Source organism: Paraburkholderia yinzeri, assembly GCF_046581065.1.
Taxonomy (GTDB): domain Bacteria; phylum Pseudomonadota; class Gammaproteobacteria; order Burkholderiales; family Burkholderiaceae; genus Paraburkholderia.
The window spans coordinates 1,207,856-1,229,363 of record NZ_JBFOCJ010000002.1; the positions used below are offsets into that span (position 1 = coordinate 1,207,856).

Genomic DNA, 21,508 nt, shown 5'->3' on the forward strand with positions numbered 1-21,508 from the left:
GCGGTAGCGGCGGGCGGTCTGGGCCTCGCCTGCGCCGCGCGGGCAGTGCTGCTTTTTCGAGCGGCCTTGCCCCGTTTGTATCGGGTCGGCTCCGGGCGGGCTAGACGCGAACGTAGCCTGCGAGCGCGTCGGGCAGCAGCGGTTTCAGTTCGTGCACGCCCTGCTCGACATAGGGCCGCAGCAGCGCATTGCGCCAGAAGTCCTGCTGGGGCAGCTCGGTCAGTCCGCCGAGGACGACGAGAATCAGCACCAGTACGACGCCTCGCACGAGGCCGAACATCAAACCGAGCGACCGGTCCACGCCGGACAGTCCGCTCACCTGCACGATGCGCCCGAGCAGCGCGTTCGCCACGCCGGCCACGAGCACCACGCCTATCACGATCAGCGCGAAGGCGATCAGCCACTGCGTGAGGGCGCCGCCCGGCCAGTGCGCCGGAATCCACGGCACTACGCGCTCCACGTAGCGGCAGGCCACCAGAAACGCGACGATCCAGCCGATCAATCCGAAAATCTCGCCGATCAATCCGCGCCACGCCCCGCGCAGCGCCGACAAACCAATCACCGCCATTACAGCGTAGTCGAAGGCGGTGAACATCGGCGGCTTAATCCGCTGCCCCGTTCGAACCTGCCATCAAACCCGCGCCGCGCACCTTCGCGATCGCCTCCGAAGCCGCCGCGCGGTCCGGGAACGGGCCTGCGCGCAGGAGCGTGCGCGTCGAGCCGTCGGGCTGCTTGCGCTGTTCGGTATATGCGGGTACGCCGGCCGCTTTCAACTTCGTCACCCAGTTGCTCGCGGCGGTGGCGTTGCTGAACGAGCCCAGTTGCACGGCGAAGCGCGAACCCGGCGGTGTGGGCGGCGCGCTGCTGTTGTCGCCGCTGTCGGCGGCATCCGTGTTCTGGTTCGAGGCGACGGCCGTGTTCGCCGAAGGCGCGGCGGACTTGCCGGCAGGCTTGCTGGTGGCGGAAGTCTGCGCCGGAGCGGTCTTCGCGGCGGCTGTCGTCTGGGTTTGTGCGGCGGCCTTCGCGCCGGCGCTGGTTGGGTTCGTGCTATGGGCGGTCTGCGCCGGTGCCGCGGTGGCGCCAGAAGCCACCGTCGCGAGATTGGACGCGCCGGGATTGTCGGGCGCGACGCCGGCCTGCGTATCGTCGTCGCTATCGGCGTCGTCGCGGGCCGCGGCCTTCTCGCCGGGCGGTGTCGGGCGGCTCGGAATGTCGATCGCGATGTCGTCGGTAACAGGTTTCGGGTGCGAATCGAGCACCATCGGCAGGATCACGATAGCCGCCACCACGAGCGCGATCGCGCCCACGAGGCGCCGGCGCGCGCGCTGCTTCTCAGGAAGGGTGGGATCGAGCAGCATCGCTTCGGCGTCGGCCGACCGGTCCGGCCGGCGGCTGCGCCGCTCCACGCGCGCACTCTGGCTGCTACGCCGGCCCGAGCCGGCTTCCGCGCCGCGCCGTCGGGGCGCCGCGTCGTCTTTCTTGCCGAACGAGAAAATTCCCATGTATGGCTGCTTTAGGCCTGTATCTGCGTAGCGTGGCGGCGTGTGCAGGTTCAGTGCTGCTGCGACTTTCGCCAGGCCATCACGCCGGCAACTGTCAGGAAACTACCGAAAACAAGAATTCTATCATTTTCAGATGCGCGTTTTAGCGCATCTTGAAAAGCCGAGGCGGGCGATTCGTAGCGCGTCACGCTGCTGTCCGGGCCATCCTCGACGCCGGCCTCGCGCAACACGGCTTCGAGCTGTTGCGCGGACGCCGCACGCGGCCCCGGCAGACCGGTCACGCACCAGTGATCGATCTCGCCCTTCAGGTGCTCGATCACGCCGGCAAGGTCCTTGTCCCCCATCGCGCCGAACACGGCGTAGGTGTACGGGAAGTAGCCCATGCTGCCGAGGTTCTGCGCGAGCACGGCGGCGGCATGCGGGTTGTGGCCCACGTCGAGGATCACAGAAGGCTTGCCCGGCAGCACCTGGAAGCGGCCCGGCAGCTCGACGTTCGCGAGGCCGAGGCGGATGTCCTGCGCGGAGACCGGCACGCGGTCGCGCAGGGCTTCGAGCGCGGCGAGCGCGGCCGAGGTATTGATCAACTGATTGGCCCCGCGCAGCGCCGGGTAGGCCAATGCCGAGCGGCGCTGCGCGCGGCCCACGTAATTCCATTGCTGGCGCTCGCTGCCCGCCTGCCCCTCATAGCGGAAATCGCGCCCGAAGCGCCACAGATCGGCGCCGATCGCCTCGGCATGATCGACGAGCGACTGCGGCGGCATGGGATCGGCGCAGATGGCGGGCTTGCCGGGACGGAAGATGCCGGCCTTTTCGAAGGCGATCTTCTCGCGCGTGTTGCCCAGATACTCGGTGTGATCAATGTCGATGCTCGTGACGATCGCGCAGTCGGTATCGAGCACGTTCACGGCGTCCAGACGGCCGCCGAGGCCCACTTCGAAAATCACCGCGTCGAGCCCGCGCGAGGCGAACAGCAGCATGATCGCGAGCGTCGTGAACTCGAAGTACGTGAGCGAGACCGGCTGCGGCAGCGACAGACGCGCGGCCTCCACGGCCTCGAAGTACGGCAGCAGCTCGGCGTCGCTCGCCTGCTGGCCGTCGAGACGCGCGCGCTCGTTGAACGACAGCAGGTGCGGCGAGGTATGGCAGCCCACGTGGTAGCCGGATTTCAGCAGGATCGTTTCGAGGATCGCGCAGGTCGAGCCCTTCCCGTTCGTGCCGCCCACCGTGAAGATCGGGCAATCGAACTTCAGTTGGAGCGCTTCTTTCACCTGGCGAATCCGGTTGAGCCCCATGTCGATGCCGACCGGATGCGCGGTTTCGAGGTGCGTGAGCCACGCGTCGAGGGTGGGAAAGGTACTCATCGGATATCGCTATGCGGGGGCGCGCCCTGCCGCTTCTGCTGGCCGCAGCCCGTCAGGCCTGCGAGGAAAAAACGGCATTATCGCGGAAATGACAACGCGCCGCTTGCCTAAGGCTTGCGGCGCGTGGGGAAATGCGGGAGAAACGCGTCAGGCCACCGCGTCCGCGGGCTGGCGCGACAAGATGGCGATGAGTTGTGCGATCTCTTCGCGCAGCTTGCGGCGGTCCACGATCATGTCGATCGCGCCCTTCTGCATCAGGAATTCCGAGCGCTGGAAGCCTTCCGGCAGCTTCTCGCGCACGGTCTGCTCGATCACGCGCGGGCCGGCAAAGCCGATCAGCGCCTTCGGCTCGGCGATCACCACGTCGCCAAGGAACGCGAAGCTCGCCGAAACGCCGCCCATGGTCGGGTCGGTCAGCACGGAGATGAACGGCAGCTTCGCATCGGCGAGCTTGGTCAGCATGGCCGTGGTCTTGGCCATCTGCATGAGCGAGAGCAGGCTTTCCTGCATGCGCGCGCCGCCCGAGGCCGTGAAGCAGATGAACGGAACCTGCTGCTCAAGCGCGTTCTGCGCGCCGCGCGCGAAGCGCTCGCCCACCACGGAGCCCATCGAGCCGCCCATGAACGAGAACTCGAAGCACGCCACCACGACCGGCAGCGTGTGGATCGCGCCGCCCATCACGACCATGGCGTCGGTTTCGCCGGTTTCGTCGATCGCCTCTTTCAGGCGGTCCGGGTACTTGCGGCTGTCCTTGAACTTGAGCGCGTCGACCGGCACGATCTCCTGGCCGATCTCATAGCGGCCTTCCGGATCCAGCAGCGCGTCGAGACGCTCGCGCGCGCCGATGCGCATGTGGTGATCGCACTTCGGGCAAACATGGAGGTTCGCCTCGACGTCGTTGCGGTACAGCACCGCTTCGCACGACGGGCACTTGATCCACAGGCCTTCCGGAATGCTCTTGCGGCTTTTCGGATCGGTTTGCTTGATCTTCGGCGGCAGCAGTTTGTCGAGCCAGCTCATTGATTATCCTTCCTTGACCTTCGTGATGCGCGGCGCGGACGGAACGCTCCAAACGAGCAATCCGGCAATCTCAACCGGGTTCCGACCCCGACCGCGCATGGCGAAAAGTGGATTTTACCGCAGGTCCTGCAGGTCTCTTATTCCTTGCCGTCCAGCGCAGCGCGGACGCCTGCAATGAATGCCTTGAGCGTTTCGGCTGCGGCATCTGGCGGCGATTGCTCCAGCAACTGCACGATACGGCTGCCGATCACGACGGCATCGCTCACGGCGGCAACCGCGGCGGCGGTCTGCGCGTCGCGAATACCGAAGCCCACGCCAACGGGCAGCGGCACGCGCGACTTGATGGCCGGCATTTTACTCGCGATGCTCGCCACGTCCAGATTGGCTGCCCCCGTCACGCCCTTGAGCGAGACGTAATAGACATAGCCGCTCGCGACGCGGCCGACTTCGGCAATACGTTCGTCCGTCGAGGTGGGCGCGAGCAGGAAGATCGGATCGATGCCCGCCGATTTCATCGACGCGGCGAAGGTCACGCATTCTTCGGGCGGATAGTCCACCACGAGCACGCCGTCCACGCCCGCCGCTTTCGCGGCGGCGGCGAATGCCTCGGTGCCCATGCGTTCGATGGGGTTCGCATAGCCCATCAGCACGACCGGCGTCTTGTCGTCGGTTTCGCGGAAACGCTTCACGTCGGCCAGCACGCTCTTCAACGTGACGCCTTTCGCCAGCGCGCGCTCCGAGGATTGCTGGATCACCGGGCCGTCGGCCATCGGGTCCGAGAACGGCACGCCCAGTTCGATCACGTCCGCGCCGCCGGCGGCGAGCGCGTGCATGAATTCGACGGTGCGCGCCGGATCGGGATCGCCGGCGGTCATGAACGGGATGAGGCCTTTCCTGCCTTGGGCGGCCAACGTGTCGAACGTGTTCTTGATACGGGACATTTCAGGGTCCTCTGTTTCAGTCGTTACCGCGCGCGTGGCGACGGTGGCGGCGCATCAGGCGCCTGCCACGGCGGTTGCGGGCGCGACGGGCGCGGAGGCGGCAGTCGCCGGAGCAACGGCCGCGCTCACGCGTTCGCGCGCGATCGCGCAGTAACTTTCGTTGATTTCATAGCCGACGAATTCGCGCTTCTGGCGTGCGCAGGCGACAGCCGTGGTGCCGCTGCCCATGAACGGGTCCAGCACGCGGCCGCCCGGCGGGCAGCTCGCGAGCACCATGCGCTCGACGATCTCAAGAGGCTTCTGGGTGGGATGATCCACCCGCTCCGCGTGCTGGCGATGCAGCCGCGAAACGGACCAGACGTCCTTGGGGTTGTAGCCGAGCTCCAGCCACCTGCTGCCTTCGAATATCTTGCGCGAACGCGCCTTCTTCGTGACGGCATCGTACGGGATGCGGACGGGATCGAGGTCGAAGTAGTAATTCTTCGACACCGCGAAGAAACCGATGTTGTCGTGCACCGAGGTGAATCGGCGCGTCGTGCCGCCCATGCTCGGCACACGCCGGTCCCAGACGATCTCGTTGATCATCGTGAGCTTCGACTTGAGGAAGACGAAGATTTCCGGCGCGTACTGCCAGGTGCAGAACACGTAGAGCGACCCGCTGGCCTTGAGCTTCGGAATCGCCAGCTCGAGCCATTCATACGTCCAGGCGAGGAAGTTCTCGCCCGAACGCATGTCGGAATCGTTGCCGTAGTCCTTGCCGAGCCCGTAGGGCGGGTCGGCGACGATCAGGTCGATCGAGGCGTCGGGCAGGTTCGCTGCATCGGTCAGAAAATCGCGGTTCAGGAGCCGGATGCCGTCCGGCACGACCGGCAGCGAGCCTTCGGGCGGCTGCGCGCAGGGTGTGGCTGCGGCAACCGCTTCGGTCAGATCGCTGTCGGGCGCCGGGGCTTGCGGCTCGTCGAACTCGTCGCGCATCGCTTGAGTCACCTCGGGGCGCTCAGAACTGGATGCCCGATCGCTCGGCGACCGTGTGCATGTCCTTGTCGCCCCGGCCAGACAGGTTCACCAGCAGGATCTTGTCCTTAGGCAGTGTCGGGGCCAGCTTCGCCGCGTACGCGAGCGCGTGGCTCGATTCGAGCGCCGGAATGATGCCTTCGATCCGGCAGCAGTCGTGGAACGCCTTGAGCGCTTCCTCGTCGTCGATCGTCACGTACTGCGCGCGGCCGCTGTCCTTCAGCCACGCGTGCTCGGGACCGACGCCCGGATAGTCGAGACCCGCGGAAATCGAATGCGTCTCGATGATCTGGCCGTTCTCGTCCTGCAGCAGGTAGGTGCGGTTGCCGTGCAGCACGCCCGGCGTGCCGGCCGCGAGCGAGGCGGCGTGACGGCCCGTTTCCATGCCGTCGCCGGCCGGTTCCACGCCGATCAACTGCACCGAAGTGTCGTCGATATACGGGTAAAAGATGCCCATCGCGTTCGATCCGCCGCCCACGCACGCGATCACGGCGTCGGGCTGGCGACCCGTCATTTCCGGCATCTGCACGCGGCATTCGTCGCCGATCACGCGCTGGAAGTCGCGCACCATCATCGGGTACGGGTGCGGACCCGCCACGGTGCCGATGATGTAGAAGGTGTTTTCGACGTTGGTGACCCAGTCGCGCATCGCTTCGTTGAGCGCGTCCTTGAGCGTGCGCGAGCCCGACTCCACAGGCACGACGGTCGCGCCCAGCAACTTCATGCGGTAGACGTTCGCGGCCTGGCGGCGCACGTCTTCCGCGCCCATATAGACCACGCACTCCATGCCGAAGCGCGCCGCGATCGTGGCCGTGGCCACGCCGTGCTGGCCCGCGCCCGTTTCGGCGATCACGCGCGGCTTGCCCATGCGCTTCGCGAGCAGCGCCTGGCCGATCACGTTGTTCACCTTGTGGGCGCCGGTGTGGTTCAGGTCTTCGCGCTTCAGATAGATCTGCGCGCCGCCCACCCTCTCGCTCCAGCGCTGGGCATGGTAGATCGGCGACGGACGGCCGACGAAATGCTTCAGCTCGCGTTCATATTCGGCGACGAAGTCGGGATCGTTCTTGAACTTCTCGTAGGCGTCGCGCAGTTCGTCGATCGCCTGCATGAGGGTTTCGGCAGCGAACACGCCACCATAAGGGCCGAAATGGCCGCGTTCATCAGGTAAGTTGTACATGAGTCACTCGCTTGGGCCCTGGGCGCGCTCGCGTTGCGCGAGGGCTTGCCGGCCAAGGTTTTTCATCCCGCGTCCGCTTCGCGCACTGCGCGCACGAACGCCGCCATGCGGGCGTGATCCTTCACGCCCTTTGCGCCCGGGACCTCGATGCCACTGGAGACATCGACGGCGTACGGACGCACCTGGCGAATCGCATCACTGACGTTTTGCGCGTTCAAGCCACCACTCAAAACGGCCCGACGCGCGAGCCCTGCGGGGATAAGTGACCAATCGAAGACCTTCCCGCCACCGCCGTACCCCTCGACGTGCGTGTCGAACAGGAGGCCGCTGGCTGACGAATAACTGTTTGCCGATTCTATCAAATCGGCCTGCCGAGTATCGGCCGCCACCCGTAGCGCGCGCAACCAGGGCAAACCGGCAACGGCCGCCAGCGCCTCGCACTGCGCCGGCGTTTCGTCGCCGTGGAACTGCAGCAGCGTGAGCGAGACGTTGCTCGCCACCTCGCCGATCCACTGCGGCGTCGCGTTCACGAAGAGCCCCACGACCGAAACGAAGGGCGGAATGTCGTGGGCGAGCTCGACTGCCTGCGCGACCGTCACCGAGCGCGGGCTCTTCGGATAGAACACGAGGCCGATCGCGTCGGCACCGAGGTCGATGGCATGTTCGACCGCCTCGGGCGTGCTCAGGCCGCACAGTTTGATGCGCGTGCGGCGCTGGGCGGATGCGGCGGCTTGAGCCGTGGAAGGATCGGCAGCAGTCATGGCGGATAAGGTATGCGGTTCGATGTTGCGCCCCGAGGTCAGGCCCAGATAGCGCTCCACGGCAAGCTCGCCGTATGCGGCCCCGGCACCTGGAACTCGTCAGGATAGCCTACCTCGGCGAGGTACAGTCCGTCGGGCATGAAGGTCGGCGCGGCCTTCGTGCGATCGAGCCCCGCCAGCACTTCGGCCATCCAGGCCGCCGGATAGCGCCCGCGCCCCACCGCTACGAGACAGCCCATCAGGTTGCGAACCATGTGGTGCAGAAACGCATTGGCGCGAAAGCGGAAATGGATGAAATCGCCCTGCGGGCGAATGTCGATCTGGTAGAGATGCTTGACCGGCGTCTTCGACTGGCACTCCGACGAACGGAACGCCGAAAAATCGTGCTGGCCGATCAGATGGGCGGCGGCCTCGCGCATCGCGTCGACGTCGAGCGGCGTATGGATCCAGCCCGCGCGGCTCGCCAGCATCGGCGAGCGCACCGCGTTCACGTAGAGCACGTAGTAGTACGTACGCTCGAACGCCGAGAAGCGCGCGTGGAACGCCTCCGGCATCGGCTGCGCCCACTGCACGGCGACCGTCGAGGGCAGGAACGCGTTGGTGCCGCGCACCCACGAAAACGGCGTGCGATCGAGTTCGGTGTCGAAATGGAGGACCTGGCCAAGACCGTGGACGCCCGTGTCGGTGCGGCCCGCCACGACGGTCGGGAGCGGCACGCACGCGAACTCGCGCAGGGCGCGTTCGAGCGCGTCCTGCACCGTCTTGCCGTGCGGCTGAGATTGCCAGCCGCAGAACGCGGCCCCGTCGTATTGAACGCCTAGCGCGATACGCATACGAACTCGTCCGCTTACGGTCACGAAAGCGGCGCGAGCGTCGAGAGCAACGCCTGCGCGTCGGAGCGCGTGGCGTAGTCGTTCGACTCGATCACCTCGTTGATCAGCGAGCGGGCGCCCGCCAGATCGCCGAGCGCGATGTACTCGTGCGCGAGTTCGAGTTTGTTGCGCGCGATTCGCGCCAGTTGCTCCGGTGTGAAGACCGGCAGCGGCTCGGCGAAGTCGGGCGGCAGGTTCAGGTCGAAGTCGAGCGTAAGCGGGCCGAAGCGCGGGGCACCGAGGCCCGCGATCGCACCCGGACCTGCCGTGCCCGCTTCAATGGCCTCGCCGGCCGGCGGCGCGGGCGGCTCGGCGAACGGCACCGCTTGCGCCGCCGTCGTTTCGGGCGAGTTCACCGGCTCCGTCGAGAGCGGCGCGTGTGCCGCGAACGGGTCGGCAGGGCCCGCTTCGATCCGCGGAGGCAGCGGCATGTCGAGACCGCCGAGGGCGTGGACGGCATCGGGCGGGAACTCGGGCGGTACGGCCGGGTAATTCATGTCTTCTGCGGCGATTGCGGGCAATACGGGCTCGGCAAACGGCGCGACTTCAGGGAACGGCGTGTCCTCATGGTGCTGCGGCAGGCTGAGTTCCGGCTCGGGCACGGCATGTGGTGCGCCCAGATCCAGCGCAGGCACTTCCGGCTCCGCCGGCGGCAGCGATGGCTCGGCAACCGGCTCGCCGGGTGCCGTATCGCCATGCGGTTCCGGCACCGCTTCGGGCAATGCCGGCTCGGCGGCCCGCGCCAGTTCTTCAGCTTCGCCTGCTGCGTTGCGCTCAGGAACGAGGCTCTCCGGCGACAGCGCAGCAGCGCCTGGTTCGGCCGCGGCGGCGAAGCGCGCCGCTTCGCTGGCGGCCGCGAGCGTTTCCGGCTCGGCCGGTTCGACATCGTGCGTTGCAGGGCCTTGTTCCGCTGGCTCCTCATGTTGCGGCGCGGCCTGGGCGCCCTGCTCCGGCTGTTCGTGTGACGCTTCGAAGTGTGCCGGCGCACGCGCTTCGCCGTCCAGATCCGCCGCAGCCGGAAGGCGCGCGGCATCGGTTGCGTGGTCGGGCGTTTCGTCATGCTGCGGAGCTTCGGCCGACGATACGGCCGTAGCGGCCTCCGGCGCGCGCGGCACAACGGAGGCAGCGGATACCTCGTGTAGCGGCGTCTCCAGTACAGGCAGCTCGGCGGCCTCATTCGCGACTGGCGCTTCGGGCACGTCCAACGGCGCTGCATCGGCCACAACGGGCTTCTTGCGCTTGCGTATCAACAAACGAAGAATCAGCGCGAGGAGCGCAGCGCCAATGACCGCCGCGATGCCCAAGGCCACGGGCGACAGATCCGGCTGCGCCGTGCTCGCGGCCGGACTCGCCGCACCCGGCGCGGGACGGTTCGCTCCGGGAGCGACAGCCCCGCTCGCGGATATGGCACCGCTCGCGCCTACGGCCTGAACCGGCTTGCCGATGCCATGCTTCTGCAGCGCCATGAGCACGCGGTTCTTGAGTTCCAGCAGTTGCTGCAGACTCGACAGCGGAACCGACATCCGCGCCGACGACGCCCCTTGGGCGAACGCCGCGCTGGCAGCGGGCACGGCGACGACCGAGCCGCTCCAGACATGGGTATCGCTCGCCGGACTAGCCAGGTTTGCGGCAGCGCCAGCCGACGCGCCCGATGCCGCGACGCCAGGGGCACTCGCACCGCTCGCGGCGGTCGCCGCACTGGCTGCCATCGCCGGCATGGAGGCCGCGGACACGGCACTCGCTGGCGCGGCCGCCGCAACGCTGGCGCCCGTCACCACGGCGGCAGACGCGCCTTGCGACGCAGCCTGTGCCGGCGCGCTCGCCGCAGACGCCGCAGTGGGCACACCCGTGGACATACTCGCGGGCGCATTCGCACCCGCACCAGCCGCCGGGGCCGAAGCCGCCGCCACGGGCGCAGGCGCAGACGCGGCCGTCACGCCGGAAGCCCCCGCCACGACGCCCGGCACGCCGGGCACGTTCAGCACGGCGCCGATCTTCAAACGGCTCGGGTCGTGCTTCGCGAATGCGGTGGGATTGGCATCGAACAGCGCCTGGCTCACGTTGGCAAGCAGACTTTTGTCATGCGACTGCGTGAGATCGATGGCGATGTCGTGCAGGGATTGCCCCGGATGGACCGAATACTGGCCGACAATCGGTGCGGCCGGCTGAGGTGCGGCCGGGGCCGATGCGGAAGACGCCGAAGCGGCCGTGGCCGCCGCACCGCCTTGCGCGCTGGCGACGCCGCTCAGCGCAAGGAAAGCCGCCGCCATGGCGACGCTTGCTGCCCGCCGCCCCATGGCTGCGGGAACAGAATCAAATCGAACGATCATCAGGTGCCCTGGCATACCGCTCGCGCGGTTGTCGATGAATCAGATACGGAAGCGAACTGCGGGACGTGCCAAATAAAAAAGCGCCGCGACTGGCGCGGCGCTTTTCATCGTCTCTACGCGTCATTAGCCGCGTAGTTTAAATGATTCACTTGTCGAGCAGAATGCGCAGCATGCGACGCAGCGGTTCGGCGGCACCCCACAGCAGTTGATCGCCCACTGTGAAGGCCGACAGATACTCGCCACCCATCGCGAGCTTGCGCAGACGGCCCACCGGCACCGTGAGCGTGCCCGTCACCACGGCCGGCGACAGATCGCGCATCGACGCTTCGCGCTGGTTCGGCACGACCTTGACCCAGTCGTTGGCCGAAGCGAGGATGCCGTCGATCTCGTCGAGCGGCACGTCCTTCGTGAGCTTGATCGTGAGCGCCTGCGAGTGGCAGCGCATCGCGCCGATCCGCACGCACAGACCGTCCACGGGGATCGATCCCGGCTCGCCCATGGCCGGCTTGCCGAGAATCTTGTTGGTTTCGGCGCCGCCCTTCCACTCTTCCTTCGACATGCCGTTGCCGAGATCCTTGTCGATCCACGGAATCAGCGAGCCCGCGAGCGGCACGCCGAAATGCTGCGTCGGCATGGCGTCGCTGTTCATCGCGGCGAGTACCTTGCGGTCGATGTCGAGAATCGCCGACGAAGGATTCGCGAGATCCGCCGCCACCGCGCCATTGAGCGTGCCCATCTGCGCGAGCAGTTCGCGCATGTTCTGCGCGCCCGCGCCCGATGCGGCCTGATACGTCATGGCCGTCATCCAGTCGACGAGGTTCTCGCGGAACAGGCCGCCCAGCGCCATCAGCATGAGGCTCACGGTGCAGTTGCCGCCGATGAAGTCCTTCTGGCCCTTGACGAGCGCGTCCTTGATGACGTCGAGGTTCACCGGGTCGAGGATGATGACGGCGTCGTCCTTCATGCGCAGCGCCGAAGCCGCGTCGATCCAGTAGCCCTTCCAGCCCGCCGCGCGCAGCTTCGGATACACCTCGTTGGTGTAGTCGCCGCCCTGGCAGGTGATGATGACGTCGCACTTCCTGAGCTCATCGACGCTGTTCGCGTCCTTGAGCTTCGTCTCGTTTCGGGCGTTCGACGGCGCCGCGCCGCCTGCGTTGCTGGTGCTGAAAAACACCGGCTCGATCAGGTCGAAATCACGTTCTTCCTGCATGCGCTGCATCAGCACGCTGCCGACCATGCCGCGCCAACCTACGAGACCTACATTCATGACTTACCCTTGAAATGGACACTTCCCCGCTTCGCTCGCCCGGCGTGGCCGCGCGGGGAAGATGAGCGGGCACGACGAGCGATCAACGAATGGTGATCGTTTTGATAATCGTCGTTTTCGTGGTCGCTTTTGTGGCGATGGCAAGCGAAATCGCACGGGCTGCGCCGTGGATTTTCGAAACAGAGGTGATCTGGGGGATCGTCGCCATCGCCACAATATACACGAAAACCGTCTTTACAGCGCCGCGACCACGGCGTCGCCCATCGCCGCCGTACCCACCTGCCGGCAACCCGGCGTGAGGATGTCGCCCGTGCGATAGCCCTGTTCGAGCACCTTCTTCACGGCATTTTCAATGCGATCGGCCTGCCCGGCGCGGCCCAGCGAGTAGCGCAGCATCATCGCGGCCGAGAGGATCGTGGCGAGCGGATTCGCAACGCCCTTGCCCGCGATGTCCGGCGCCGAGCCGTGCGACGGCTCGTACAGCCCCTTGTTGTTCTTGTCGAGCGAGGCCGAGGGCAGCATGCCGATCGAACCCGTGAGCATGGCCGCTTCGTCCGAGAGAATGTCGCCGAACACGTTGCCCGTCACCACGACGTCGAACGCCTTCGGCGCCTTCACGAGCTGCATGGCCGCATTGTCGACGTACATGTGCGAAAGCTCGACTTCCGGATATTCCTTCGAGACATCGATCATGATGTCCTTCCAGAACTGCGAAGTTTCGAGCACATTGGCCTTGTCCACCGACGTGAGCTTCTTCTGGCGCTTCTGCGCCGCCTGGAAGGCCACATGCGCGATGCGTCGTACTTCGGGCTCCGAATAACGCATCGTGTCGAAGCCTTCGCGCGCGCCCTTGAAGAGACCGTCCGGCGCTTCGCGCGTGCCGCGCGGCTGGCCGAAGTAGATGTCGCCGTTCAGTTCGCGCACGATCAGAATGTCGAGACCGGAGACGATCTCGGGCTTCAGCGACGAGGCGCCCGTAAGCTGCGGATAGCAGATCGCCGGACGGAAGTTCGCGAACAGTTCCAGATGCTTGCGCAAACCCAGGATGGCCTGTTCGGGGCGCAGCGCGCGCTCGAGCGAGTCGTACTTCCAGTCGCCCACGGCGCCGAACAGGATCGCGTCGGCCGACTTCGCCAGCGCGAGCGTGGCTTCAGGCAGCGGATGGCCGCTCGCCTCGTAGCCCGCGCCGCCAACGGGCGCTTCTTCCATCTCGAACTTTTCGCCAAGCGCATTCAGCACCTTGACGGCTTCTTTCACGATCTCGGGGCCGATTCCGTCGCCCGGCAGCACTGCAATCTTCATCCTGGGATTCCTCGCGGGTTTCGCTGTTGTTTCGCTGTTATTGCGCTGCAGGTTCGGCTATACGCGGATGCGCGCAAGCCGTCCGGCTCGCGCTCAGAGCACGCGGTTGCTCAGCCACGGCTGGCGCGCAATGCGCTCGGCTTCGTACAGGCGGATCTTGTCGGCGTGGCGCAACGTGAGGCCGATGTCGTCGAAGCCGTTCAGCAGGCAGTAGCGGCGGAACGCGGCCACCTCGAACGGATATTCCGCCGCGCCGTCGGTCGTGCGCACGACCTGCTTGTCGAGGTCGATCGTCAGTTGAAAGCCGTTGAACGCAACCGTTTCGTTGAACAGATGATCCACCTGCTGCTCGGTGAGCACGACCGGCAACAGGCCGTTCTTGAAGCAGTTGTTGTAGAAGATGTCGGCGAAGCTCGGCGCGATGATCGCGCGAAAGCCGTATTGCTGCAGCGCCCAGGGGGCGTGCTCGCGCGAGCTGCCGCAGCCGAAGTTCTTGCGTGCGAGCAGCACCGAAGCGCCCTGATAGCGCGGCTGGTTCAGCACGAAGTCGGGATTGAGCGGGCGCTTCGAATTGTCCTGGCCCGGCTCGCCGTGGTCGAGGTAGCGCCATTCGTCGAAGGCGTTGGGACCGAAGCCCGTGCGCTTGATCGACTTGAGGAACTGCTTCGGAATGATCGCGTCCGTGTCCACGTTCTCGCGATCGAGCGGCGCCACGACGCCGGTGTGTACGATGAATTTTTCCATGATCCGTAATCCAGAAGGATGCAGGGTACGTCGGTAAGACGCAGCGCGCTTACAGCGCGTGCTGCACCGCGCGCGACGAGTCGGTGATGTCCTGGCCGAAGCCCGCCACCGTGTTGCAGCCCGTCAGCGCGAGCAGCAGGCCCACGAGCGAAAGAAGCGCGGTGCGACGCCAGAAAATGCCTGCCTTCATAGCTTTGCTCCGCTTAGCCCAGCTTGCGAATGTCGACGAAATGGCCTTCGATGGCGGCTGCCGCCGCCATCGCCGGGCTCACGAGATGGGTGCGGCCACCCGCGCCCTGACGCCCTTCGAAGTTGCGGTTCGAGGTGGACGCGCAGCGCTCGCCCGGTTCGAGGCGGTCGGCGTTCATCGCGAGACACATCGAGCAGCCCGGCTCGCGCCATTCGAAACCTGCGTCGACGAACACCTTGTCGAGCCCTTCGCGTTCGGCCTGCGCCTTCACGAGACCCGATCCCGGCACCACCATGGCGAGGCGAATGTTCGGCGCTACGCGGCGGCCAAGCTTCTTCACGACGTAAGCGGCCGAGCGCAGGTCTTCGATGCGCGCGTTCGTGCACGAGCCGATGAAGATCTTGTCCGGCTTGATCGACTCGATCGGCGTGTTCGGATCGAGCGCCATGTATTGCAGCGCGCGCTCCATCGCGTCGCGCTTAACCGGATCCTTCTCCCGCTCGGGATCGGGCACGCGGCCGTCGACCGAGGTGACCATTTCGGGCGAGGTGCCCCACGTGACCTGCGGAACGATGTCGGCAACGGTCAGCTCGACCACGCGGTCGAAATGCGCGCCTTCGTCGGAACGGAAGGTCTTCCAGTATTCGACGGCCTGGTCCCACTCCGCGCCTTGCGGCGAGAACGGACGGCCCTTCAGGTAGTCGACCGTGGTGTCGTCCACGGCGACCATGCCCGCGCGCGCGCCGGCTTCGATCGCCATGTTGCAGACGGTCATGCGGCCTTCCATGGTGAGGCCGCGGATCATCGAGCCGCCGAACTCCATGGCGTAGCCCGTACCGCCCGCCGTGCCGATCTTGCCGATGATGGCGAGCACGATGTCCTTCGCGGTGCAGCCGCGCGGCAACTGCCCTTCCACCTTCACGAGCAGGTTCTTGCTCTTCTTTTGCAGCAGCGTTTGCGTGGCGAGCACGTGCTCGACTTCCGACGTGCCGATACCGTGCGCGAGCGCGCCGAACGCGCCGTGCGTGGACGTGTGCGAGTCGCCGCACACGATGGTCATGCCCGGCAGCGTCGCGCCCTGCTCGGGGCCGACGATGTGGACGATGCCCTGGCGCTGGTCGGTCATCTTGAACTGCGTGATTCCATAGGAATCGCAGTTCGCGTCGAGCGTATCGACCTGGAGCTTCGAGACCGGATCCGCAATGCCGTGGCTGCGGTCGGTGGTGGGCACGTTATGGTCGGAGACCGCCAGGTTCGCACTGATGCGCCAGACCGGGCGCGCGTGCAGCTTCAGACCCTCGAAGGCCTGCGGGCTGGTGACTTCGTGCAGCAGATGACGGTCGATGTAGAGGAGCGTCGTGCCGTCTTCTTCCGTGTGGACCACATGCGAGTCCCACAGTTTGTCGTAGAGCGTCTTTGCCATGATATGCGGGGAATGAGTGACTACGGGCAATACGGTGTGAGCCGATTATGCCACGCGATACCCGCCCCACGCAGGCCCAACACGGGAAAAAGCGATAAAAAACAGGGAGTTGGGTGGTAGTGCCAATACCTGTATCGAGATTACCCGGCACTGCGGCGGCATACGCAAAGCTCGCATGACGCAAGCGGCGTAACGCACCCGCCTTGCGCCGCGAGCGATTCCAGCCGCGCCTCGCATAAGCGAAACGTTTGCCATGGCGAATACGCTTGAATTACGCCGGGCCAAAACACGCGGCTGAATTTATTGGTGATTTTTCGTAAGGACAATTAATGCTATGCTCGCAACGTGCAGGCTTACCAGCCATGCATCCCGCACGGCACGCAACGGGCCAGAACCCCCGGCGAGCCGGAGCCCTTCCCACCTCGTACACGCACCCACGCTGCGAGAAATACAATTAAACTTTTGGGGAGCGCCCGCAAATCAAAGACGTTATCGGATGATTTACCACCGCATACCGGCATTAGTGGCCACCAGGGGATAACCGGATATGACGACGGGGAAATCAAAGAGGCGCGAATGAAACACGAATGAAGCGCCATTAAGCCAGAGCGTCTCCAGATTAAAACGTATTCATCTGACAATTACATTTCGTCATGGTTTCGAAAGCCGTCGAATCACAAAACGTCGTCTCCGTAGGCAGCAAGATTCGCGGGCTGCGCCAGCGACAGGGCCGCACCCTGGACGACATCGCTACGGCGGCCCAGCTCTCCAAACCGTTTCTTTCGCAGGTAGAGCGCGATCTCGCAAGCCCCTCGATCACTTCGCTGGTGAGCATCGCCAAAGCGCTCGGCGTGCCGGTCAGCTACTTCGTGGATACGCCCACCGAAGCGGGCTGCGTGTGCCGGGGCCAGGATCTCAAGTTCTTCGGCTTCGCCGATTCCACCGATCTCTACGCACGCCTCACGAACCCTTCCGGCGGACGCCAGCTCGAAGCGATTCTCGTGCGCATGCCGCCCGGCGACCGTCCGAGCGAAGTCACCACGCACGCGGGTGAAGAGTTCCTGCACGTGCTCTCCGGCGAGGTGACGCTCACGCTCGAAGGGCAGTCGTTCGTGCTGGGTGTGGGCGACAGCGCGCACTATGAGTCGACGGTGCCGCACGCGTGGACCAATACCTCCGAACAGGAAACCGTGCTCGTGTGGGTAGGCACGCCGCGCCTCTTCTAAAACGGACATTGGGCTCCCGCCGGACGACAGCGGGGCCCTCCATTCCCGGAAGCCCTCAGGCCACTTAGCGTAGCTCCGGCTCGTCGTCTTCCACTGTCTGCGGCACGCGCACGCCGTGCTCGTGTTGCGCCGTGGCCGGCGCGCGACTGCCGCGTGCGCGCCTTGCCACCGCGAAATAGAGCACCGGCGTGAACACGAGCCCCAGCACCGTGGCCGCGATCACGCCGCCGAACACGCCGGTGCCGATCGAATGCCGGCTCTCCGCGCCGCCGCCGCGCGAGAGCACGAGCGGCAACACGCCGAGCAGGAACGCCGCCGAGGTCATCACGATGGGCCGCAGGCGCTCGGCGCTCGCCCCCACCACGGCCGCGCCGAGCGGCATGCCGCGCACACGACGCACGTTCGCGGCCTGCACGATCAGAATCGCGTTCTTCGCGGCGAGACCGATCACCGTCACCATGCCCACCTTGAAGTAAATGTCGTTGGGCAACCCGCGCAGCAACATGGCCGATACGGCGCCAATCGCTCCGAGCGGCACAACGAGCAGCACCGAAAACGGCGTGATCCAGCTTTCGTAGAGCGCGGCCAGCACCATGAACACCGCCAGCAGCGAGAGGCCGATCAGGAGCGGCGTCTGCCGCGCGGCCTCGGCCTCCTCGAATGCGGTGTCGGTCCATTCGCCCGAGACGCTCACAGGCAGCGCGAGCGCGAGCCTCTCCATCTCCGCCATCGCCTCGCCCGAGCTGTGGCCCGACGCGGCGCGCCCCGTCACGTCGACCGACGGATAGCCGTTGTAGCGGCTCAGGATCACGGGACCGACGGTCCAGTGCGTCGAGGCGATCGACGACATCGCCACCGTGCCGCCCGCCGTGTTCTGCACGGGTAGATCGAGCAACTGGCTATCGCTCATGCGCGTGGCCGCGTCGGCCTCGACGATCACGCGGCGCATGCGCCCGCCCGCCGGAAAATCGTCGACATAATTCGAGCCGAACGTGCTGCCGAGCACGTCGGCGATGCGGTCGAACGGCACGCCGTAGGCGTACGCCCGGTTGCGGTCGATGTCGAGCTCCACGCGCGGCGCGTCGGGCAGGTCTTCCGAATGCACGCCCGTCACCACGCGGCTCTTGCCGGCCGCGTCGATCAACTGGTCGCGCGCGGCCTTGAGGCCCTCCATGCCCAGGCCGCCGCGGTCTTCGAGCCGGTAGGTGAAGCCTTCCGAGTGGCCGATACCCGGCACCGGCGGCGGCAGTTGCGCCTCCACATCGGCGTCGAGGAACCCGCCGAACTGGCTGTTCAGCGCATCGCGCAACGTTTCGGCATCCTCATGACGGTGGCCCCACGGCTTCAGTTCGACGAACGCCATCGCCACGTTTTGCCCGCTGCCCGCGAAGCTCCAGCCCACCACGCTCGTCACGTTGCCCACGGCCTCGTGCGCGCGCAGGATCGCCTCCACGCGCTTGACCGCATCGAACGTGCGCGCCTGGGTCGCGCCGGCCGGCAACTGGATCATCACCTGCAACTGGCCTTCGTCTTCGGTGGGCAGGAAGCCTTGCGGCATCTTCCAGTAGAGGAGCGCAAGCAAGGCGCACAGCAGCGCGTAGATGGCGAGCATACGCGGCGCGCGGCGCAGCAGCGCCGCGACGAAGGCGCGATAGCCGCGCGACGCGCGCGCGACCTGGGCCGTGAGCCCGCGTGCGGGCTGCGCGCGGCCATGCCTCATGGGCTTCGGCATCCTCAACAGATTCGCGCACAGCGCGGGCGTGAGCGAAAGCGCCATGAACGACGACACGAGCATCGAGGCGATCATGGCCACGGCGAACTGCCGGTAGATGCCGCCCACGTTGCCGGTGAAGAACAGCATGGGCACGAACACGCCGGTCAGCACGACCGTCACGCCGACGATGGCGCCGCCAATGCGCTTCATGGCCGCGCGCGTCGCCTCGCGCGGCGCCAGGCCTCGCTCGTGCATCACGCGGTGCACGCTCTCGACGACCACGATCGCATCGTCCACGAGTATGCCGATGGCGAGCACGAGCCCGAACATCGTGAAGACGTTGATGGACATGCCGCACGCGTAAAGCGCGAGGAACGCGCCCATCAGCGTGACAGGTATCACGACGGTGGGCACGAGCGTGGAGCGCAGGTCGCGCAGGAACAGCCACATCACGGCGAACACCAGCACCACGGCTTCGAGCAGCGTGATCACGACTTCGTGAATCGCCACGCGCACGAAGTAGGCCGTATCGAACGGAATCTCGATGGCCACGCCCGAGGGTAGATGCTTCGACAGTTCGGCAAGCCGCGCGCGAATCGCATTGGACGTTTCCAGCGCATTGCCGCGCGGCCCGAGCTGGATGCCCACGGTGGCGGCCGGACGGCCATTCAGGCGCGAGTAGAACGAATAGTCGTCGCGGCCTATCTCCACGCGCGCGATGTCGCGCAAACGCACGAGCGAGCCGTCCGTCTTCGCCTTCAGCACGATTTGCCCGAATTCCTCCGGCGTCTCCAGTTGCCCCTTCACGCTCACCGATTCGGTGGTCTGCTGGCCGTTCACAAAAGGCGCGTTGCCGAGCGTGCCCGCCGTCACGGGTACGTTCTGCGCGGCGATCGCGGTGTTGACGTCGGCGGCCGTGAAGCCGTATTCGCGCAGCTTCACCGGGTCGAGCCAGATGCGCATGGCCTCGTCGGCATCCCAGAGCTCGGCCGAGCCCACACCCGGCGCGCGCTTCAGGTCGCGCATGATGTAGCGGTTCAGATAGTCGCTCAGTTGCGCGGAATCGCGCGTGCCGTCGGTGGACGTGAGCGCCACCAGCATCAGGAACGTGTTCGCCGCCTTCTCCACGTCGATGCCCTCCTGCACCACGGGCTGCGGCAGCCGCGCCTCGACCTGTTTGAGGCGGTTCTGCACGTCCACGAGCGCGATGTCGGGATTCGTCTGAGGCGTGAACGTCACGTCGATTTCGAGGTTGCCGAGCGCGTCGCTCGTGGTCTCGTAGTAGAGCAGCCCTTCGGCGCCGTCGAGGCTTTCCTCGATGATGCTCGCGACGTTGTTGTCCACCTCTTCCGCCGAAGCGCCCGGGTACTCCGCGGCGATGACGATGCGCGGCGGCGAAAGCCGCGGGTACTGCGCAACCGGCAGCATCGGAATGGCCAGCAAGCCCGCCACCACCACGGCGAGCGCCACGACCCATGCGAAAACCGGTCTGTCGATGAAGAAAAAGGGCACGCGCGCGTCCGTCCGGTTATGAGGATGAGGGTTCGGCGAAAGGCGGCGCGTCGGCATAGCGTGCCATGTGCAGCGTGTCGGCGAGCACGCCGTCGCGGACCGAGCTGCCGCGCGAGCGGCCCTCCTCGACGAAGCCGAACTTGCGGTAGAGCGCGATGGCCGAGGCATTGTCGGGGTACACCTCGAGCTCGATCCGGCGCAGGCCGAGCGAGCGGTCCGCATAGTCGACGATCGCCGCCATCAGCGCACTGCCTACGCCGCGGCCCTGAAAAGCGTCGTCAACCGCGATCCCCAGCGATCCGCAATGCGCGCGCCGCAGCGTGCCGACCATGAGCGTCACATTGCCGACTACGCAGGCATCGATTTCAGCACAGAGCCTGACGGAGCCGGGCGTGTGATCGTCGTACCACGCACGCAGAGATTCGGCCGTGCGCCAGCCGTTCGACAGCGTGCCGTGTCGCACGCGAGGCAGATTCATGAGCGCGGCAACGGCCTCGAGATCGGCCAGCCCGCAGGCGCGCACGCGGATCGAACCAGCCGGCGCCGTCACGGACGATAGGGTCGGGTCGTGCATCGGGTCACTCCGTGGCGAACGGCAAAGGGTCGCGCAAGCGCCCCATCAGGAACGAATCGATCAGTACGCCTTCGCGCAGTACCGAACCGCGAAAGCGCGCCTCGATTTCGAACCCGCATTGGTGGTAGAGCGCGATGGCAGCGGCGTTGTCGGTGAACACGTGCAGTTCGAGGCGGCGCAGGCCGAGCCAGTTGTCGGCAAGGTCGAGCACCTGCGCCATCAGATGGGCACCGATGCCGCGCCGCTGCCAGTCGTCGTGCACGCTGATGCCGATCTGGCCCACGTGCGAGCGCCGCGTCTTCTGCGGGTGCAACCCCACCGATCCGACCAGCGTCTCGCCCACCCAGGCGCCAATGAGGACGGCCGGCGGCGCGAGCTTTTCCAGCCACTCGCGCGTGGCTTCGAGCGAGCCGTATGGCGCGTGCGTATGCCCGCGCAGCACGGACGGGCTGTTCTGCAACGCATGAAAAGCGGCGGCGTCGCCGGGGCGCAGGGCGCGCACGACGAGGCCCTCGGGTATCCTCGACTGCATCGTTGTTTTCCTTGTTGTTGGCGCTGTCGCGGGTCGGCCGGCGGGC

General features: G+C 66.3%; 20 protein-coding genes. 1 reads left to right on the plus strand and 19 read right to left on the minus strand.

Going from position 1 to position 21,508, the window contains the following annotated elements; all coding sequences use genetic code 11:
- Positions 1 to 100 precede the first annotated feature (100 nt).
- From WJ542_RS22420 to leuC, 16 genes are all read right to left on the minus strand, one after another.
- The gene (locus tag WJ542_RS22420; RefSeq protein WP_411191684.1) at positions 101 to 595 is read right to left on the minus strand and encodes a CvpA family protein; all 495 of its coding nucleotides are present in this window, start codon (positions 593 to 595) and stop codon (positions 101 to 103) included.
- Positions 596 to 602: 7 nt separating this feature from the next.
- Entirely contained in the window at positions 603 to 1,502 is a 900-nt protein-coding gene (locus WJ542_RS22425; protein WP_411191685.1) for an SPOR domain-containing protein, read from the minus strand.
- Positions 1,503 to 1,552: 50 nt separating this feature from the next.
- Positions 1,553 to 2,863, minus strand: coding sequence for a bifunctional tetrahydrofolate synthase/dihydrofolate synthase (gene folC / locus WJ542_RS22430; RefSeq protein ID WP_411191686.1), 1,311 nt, complete (start codon positions 2,861 to 2,863; stop codon positions 1,553 to 1,555).
- 147 nt (positions 2,864 to 3,010) lie between these two features.
- The gene (gene accD, locus WJ542_RS22435) at positions 3,011 to 3,883 is read right to left on the minus strand and encodes an acetyl-CoA carboxylase, carboxyltransferase subunit beta (protein ID WP_027797819.1); all 873 of its coding nucleotides are present in this window, start codon (positions 3,881 to 3,883) and stop codon (positions 3,011 to 3,013) included.
- Between the two features lie 137 nt (positions 3,884 to 4,020).
- Positions 4,021 to 4,824, minus strand: a complete 804-nt coding sequence (gene trpA, locus WJ542_RS22440; RefSeq protein WP_411191687.1) for a tryptophan synthase subunit alpha — start codon at positions 4,822 to 4,824, stop codon at positions 4,021 to 4,023.
- A gap of 54 nt (positions 4,825 to 4,878) precedes the next feature.
- Positions 4,879 to 5,799 (minus strand): DNA-methyltransferase, encoded by a 921-nt coding sequence (locus tag WJ542_RS22445; protein ID WP_411191688.1) that lies wholly within the window; start codon positions 5,797 to 5,799, stop codon positions 4,879 to 4,881.
- Between the two features lie 22 nt (positions 5,800 to 5,821).
- Complete coding sequence (gene trpB / locus WJ542_RS22450; RefSeq protein ID WP_411191689.1) at positions 5,822 to 7,015, minus strand: tryptophan synthase subunit beta; 1,194 nt, start codon at positions 7,013 to 7,015, stop codon at positions 5,822 to 5,824.
- A gap of 62 nt (positions 7,016 to 7,077) precedes the next feature.
- On the minus strand, positions 7,078 to 7,776 hold the full coding sequence (locus WJ542_RS22455) for a phosphoribosylanthranilate isomerase (RefSeq protein WP_411192525.1): 699 nt from the start codon (positions 7,774 to 7,776) through the stop codon (positions 7,078 to 7,080).
- 38 nt (positions 7,777 to 7,814) lie between these two features.
- Positions 7,815 to 8,609: a tRNA pseudouridine(38-40) synthase TruA gene (gene truA, locus WJ542_RS22460; protein ID WP_411191690.1), complete on the minus strand. Its 795-nt coding sequence runs from the start codon at positions 8,607 to 8,609 to the stop codon at positions 7,815 to 7,817.
- 20 nt (positions 8,610 to 8,629) lie between these two features.
- Positions 8,630 to 10,918, minus strand: a complete 2,289-nt coding sequence (locus WJ542_RS22465; protein WP_411191691.1) for a FimV/HubP family polar landmark protein — start codon at positions 10,916 to 10,918, stop codon at positions 8,630 to 8,632.
- Positions 10,919 to 11,123: 205 nt separating this feature from the next.
- Positions 11,124 to 12,245 carry an aspartate-semialdehyde dehydrogenase gene (gene asd, locus WJ542_RS22470; RefSeq protein WP_411191692.1) on the minus strand — a complete coding sequence of 374 codons (1,122 nt, stop codon included), beginning with the start codon at positions 12,243 to 12,245 and terminating at the stop codon, positions 11,124 to 11,126.
- A gap of 82 nt (positions 12,246 to 12,327) precedes the next feature.
- A complete protein-coding gene (locus WJ542_RS22475; RefSeq protein WP_411191693.1) occupies positions 12,328 to 12,453 on the minus strand; it encodes a hypothetical protein in 126 nt (41 codons plus the stop codon).
- A 26-nt stretch (positions 12,454 to 12,479) separates the two neighbouring features.
- The gene (leuB, locus tag WJ542_RS22480; protein WP_411191694.1) at positions 12,480 to 13,547 is read right to left on the minus strand and encodes a 3-isopropylmalate dehydrogenase; all 1,068 of its coding nucleotides are present in this window, start codon (positions 13,545 to 13,547) and stop codon (positions 12,480 to 12,482) included.
- 93 nt (positions 13,548 to 13,640) lie between these two features.
- Positions 13,641 to 14,291: a 3-isopropylmalate dehydratase small subunit gene (gene leuD, locus WJ542_RS22485; protein ID WP_411191695.1), complete on the minus strand. Its 651-nt coding sequence runs from the start codon at positions 14,289 to 14,291 to the stop codon at positions 13,641 to 13,643.
- 49 nt (positions 14,292 to 14,340) lie between these two features.
- A complete protein-coding gene (locus WJ542_RS22490; protein ID WP_411191696.1) occupies positions 14,341 to 14,481 on the minus strand; it encodes a hypothetical protein in 141 nt (46 codons plus the stop codon).
- Positions 14,482 to 14,494: 13 nt separating this feature from the next.
- Positions 14,495 to 15,904 carry a 3-isopropylmalate dehydratase large subunit gene (gene leuC, locus WJ542_RS22495; RefSeq protein ID WP_411191697.1) on the minus strand — a complete coding sequence of 470 codons (1,410 nt, stop codon included), beginning with the start codon at positions 15,902 to 15,904 and terminating at the stop codon, positions 14,495 to 14,497.
- Positions 15,905 to 16,557: 653 nt separating this feature from the next.
- Here leuC and WJ542_RS22500 point away from each other — a divergent pair.
- Positions 16,558 to 17,130, plus strand: a complete 573-nt coding sequence (locus WJ542_RS22500; RefSeq protein ID WP_411191698.1) for a cupin domain-containing protein — start codon at positions 16,558 to 16,560, stop codon at positions 17,128 to 17,130.
- A 64-nt stretch (positions 17,131 to 17,194) separates the two neighbouring features.
- Here WJ542_RS22500 and WJ542_RS22505 read toward each other — a convergent pair whose 3' ends face one another.
- From WJ542_RS22505 to WJ542_RS22515, 3 genes are read right to left on the minus strand one after another with little or no spacing between them, the layout of a single operon-like run.
- Positions 17,195 to 20,356 carry a multidrug efflux RND transporter permease subunit gene (locus tag WJ542_RS22505; RefSeq protein ID WP_411191699.1) on the minus strand — a complete coding sequence of 1,054 codons (3,162 nt, stop codon included), beginning with the start codon at positions 20,354 to 20,356 and terminating at the stop codon, positions 17,195 to 17,197.
- A gap of 16 nt (positions 20,357 to 20,372) precedes the next feature.
- Positions 20,373 to 20,930 carry a GNAT family N-acetyltransferase gene (locus tag WJ542_RS22510; protein ID WP_411191700.1) on the minus strand — a complete coding sequence of 186 codons (558 nt, stop codon included), beginning with the start codon at positions 20,928 to 20,930 and terminating at the stop codon, positions 20,373 to 20,375.
- A 4-nt stretch (positions 20,931 to 20,934) separates the two neighbouring features.
- Positions 20,935 to 21,462: a GNAT family N-acetyltransferase gene (locus WJ542_RS22515; RefSeq protein WP_411191701.1), complete on the minus strand. Its 528-nt coding sequence runs from the start codon at positions 21,460 to 21,462 to the stop codon at positions 20,935 to 20,937.
- Positions 21,463 to 21,508 lie beyond the last annotated feature (46 nt).

Excerpts from the sequence above, each read along its gene's own strand:
- WJ542_RS22420 (WP_411191684.1), bottom strand. The coding sequence starts at position 595 with ATGTTCACCGCCTTCGACTACGCTGTAATGGCGGTGATTGGTTTGTCG.
- WJ542_RS22425 (WP_411191685.1), bottom strand. The coding sequence starts at position 1,502 with ATGGGAATTTTCTCGTTCGGCAAGAAAGACGACGCGGCGCCCCGACGG.
- folC (WP_411191686.1), bottom strand. The coding sequence starts at position 2,863 with ATGAGTACCTTTCCCACCCTCGACGCGTGGCTCACGCACCTCGAAACC.
- accD (WP_027797819.1), bottom strand. The coding sequence starts at position 3,883 with ATGAGCTGGCTCGACAAACTGCTGCCGCCGAAGATCAAGCAAACCGAT.
- trpA (WP_411191687.1), bottom strand. The coding sequence starts at position 4,824 with ATGTCCCGTATCAAGAACACGTTCGACACGTTGGCCGCCCAAGGCAGG.
- WJ542_RS22445 (WP_411191688.1), bottom strand. The coding sequence starts at position 5,799 with ATGCGCGACGAGTTCGACGAGCCGCAAGCCCCGGCGCCCGACAGCGAT.
- trpB (WP_411191689.1), bottom strand. The coding sequence starts at position 7,015 with ATGTACAACTTACCTGATGAACGCGGCCATTTCGGCCCTTATGGTGGC.
- WJ542_RS22455 (WP_411192525.1), bottom strand. The coding sequence starts at position 7,776 with ATGACTGCTGCCGATCCTTCCACGGCTCAAGCCGCCGCATCCGCCCAG.
- truA (WP_411191690.1), bottom strand. The coding sequence starts at position 8,609 with ATGCGTATCGCGCTAGGCGTTCAATACGACGGGGCCGCGTTCTGCGGC.
- WJ542_RS22465 (WP_411191691.1), bottom strand. The coding sequence starts at position 10,918 with ATGGCGGCGGCTTTCCTTGCGCTGAGCGGCGTCGCCAGCGCGCAAGGC.
- asd (WP_411191692.1), bottom strand. The coding sequence starts at position 12,245 with ATGAATGTAGGTCTCGTAGGTTGGCGCGGCATGGTCGGCAGCGTGCTG.
- WJ542_RS22475 (WP_411191693.1), bottom strand. The coding sequence starts at position 12,453 with ATGGCGACGATCCCCCAGATCACCTCTGTTTCGAAAATCCACGGCGCA.
- leuB (WP_411191694.1), bottom strand. The coding sequence starts at position 13,547 with ATGAAGATTGCAGTGCTGCCGGGCGACGGAATCGGCCCCGAGATCGTG.
- leuD (WP_411191695.1), bottom strand. The coding sequence starts at position 14,291 with ATGGAAAAATTCATCGTACACACCGGCGTCGTGGCGCCGCTCGATCGC.
- WJ542_RS22490 (WP_411191696.1), bottom strand. The coding sequence starts at position 14,481 with ATGAAGGCAGGCATTTTCTGGCGTCGCACCGCGCTTCTTTCGCTCGTG.
- leuC (WP_411191697.1), bottom strand. The coding sequence starts at position 15,904 with ATGGCAAAGACGCTCTACGACAAACTGTGGGACTCGCATGTGGTCCAC.
- WJ542_RS22500 (WP_411191698.1), top strand. The coding sequence starts at position 16,558 with ATGGTTTCGAAAGCCGTCGAATCACAAAACGTCGTCTCCGTAGGCAGC.
- WJ542_RS22510 (WP_411191700.1), bottom strand. The coding sequence starts at position 20,930 with ATGCACGACCCGACCCTATCGTCCGTGACGGCGCCGGCTGGTTCGATC.
- WJ542_RS22515 (WP_411191701.1), bottom strand. The coding sequence starts at position 21,462 with ATGCAGTCGAGGATACCCGAGGGCCTCGTCGTGCGCGCCCTGCGCCCC.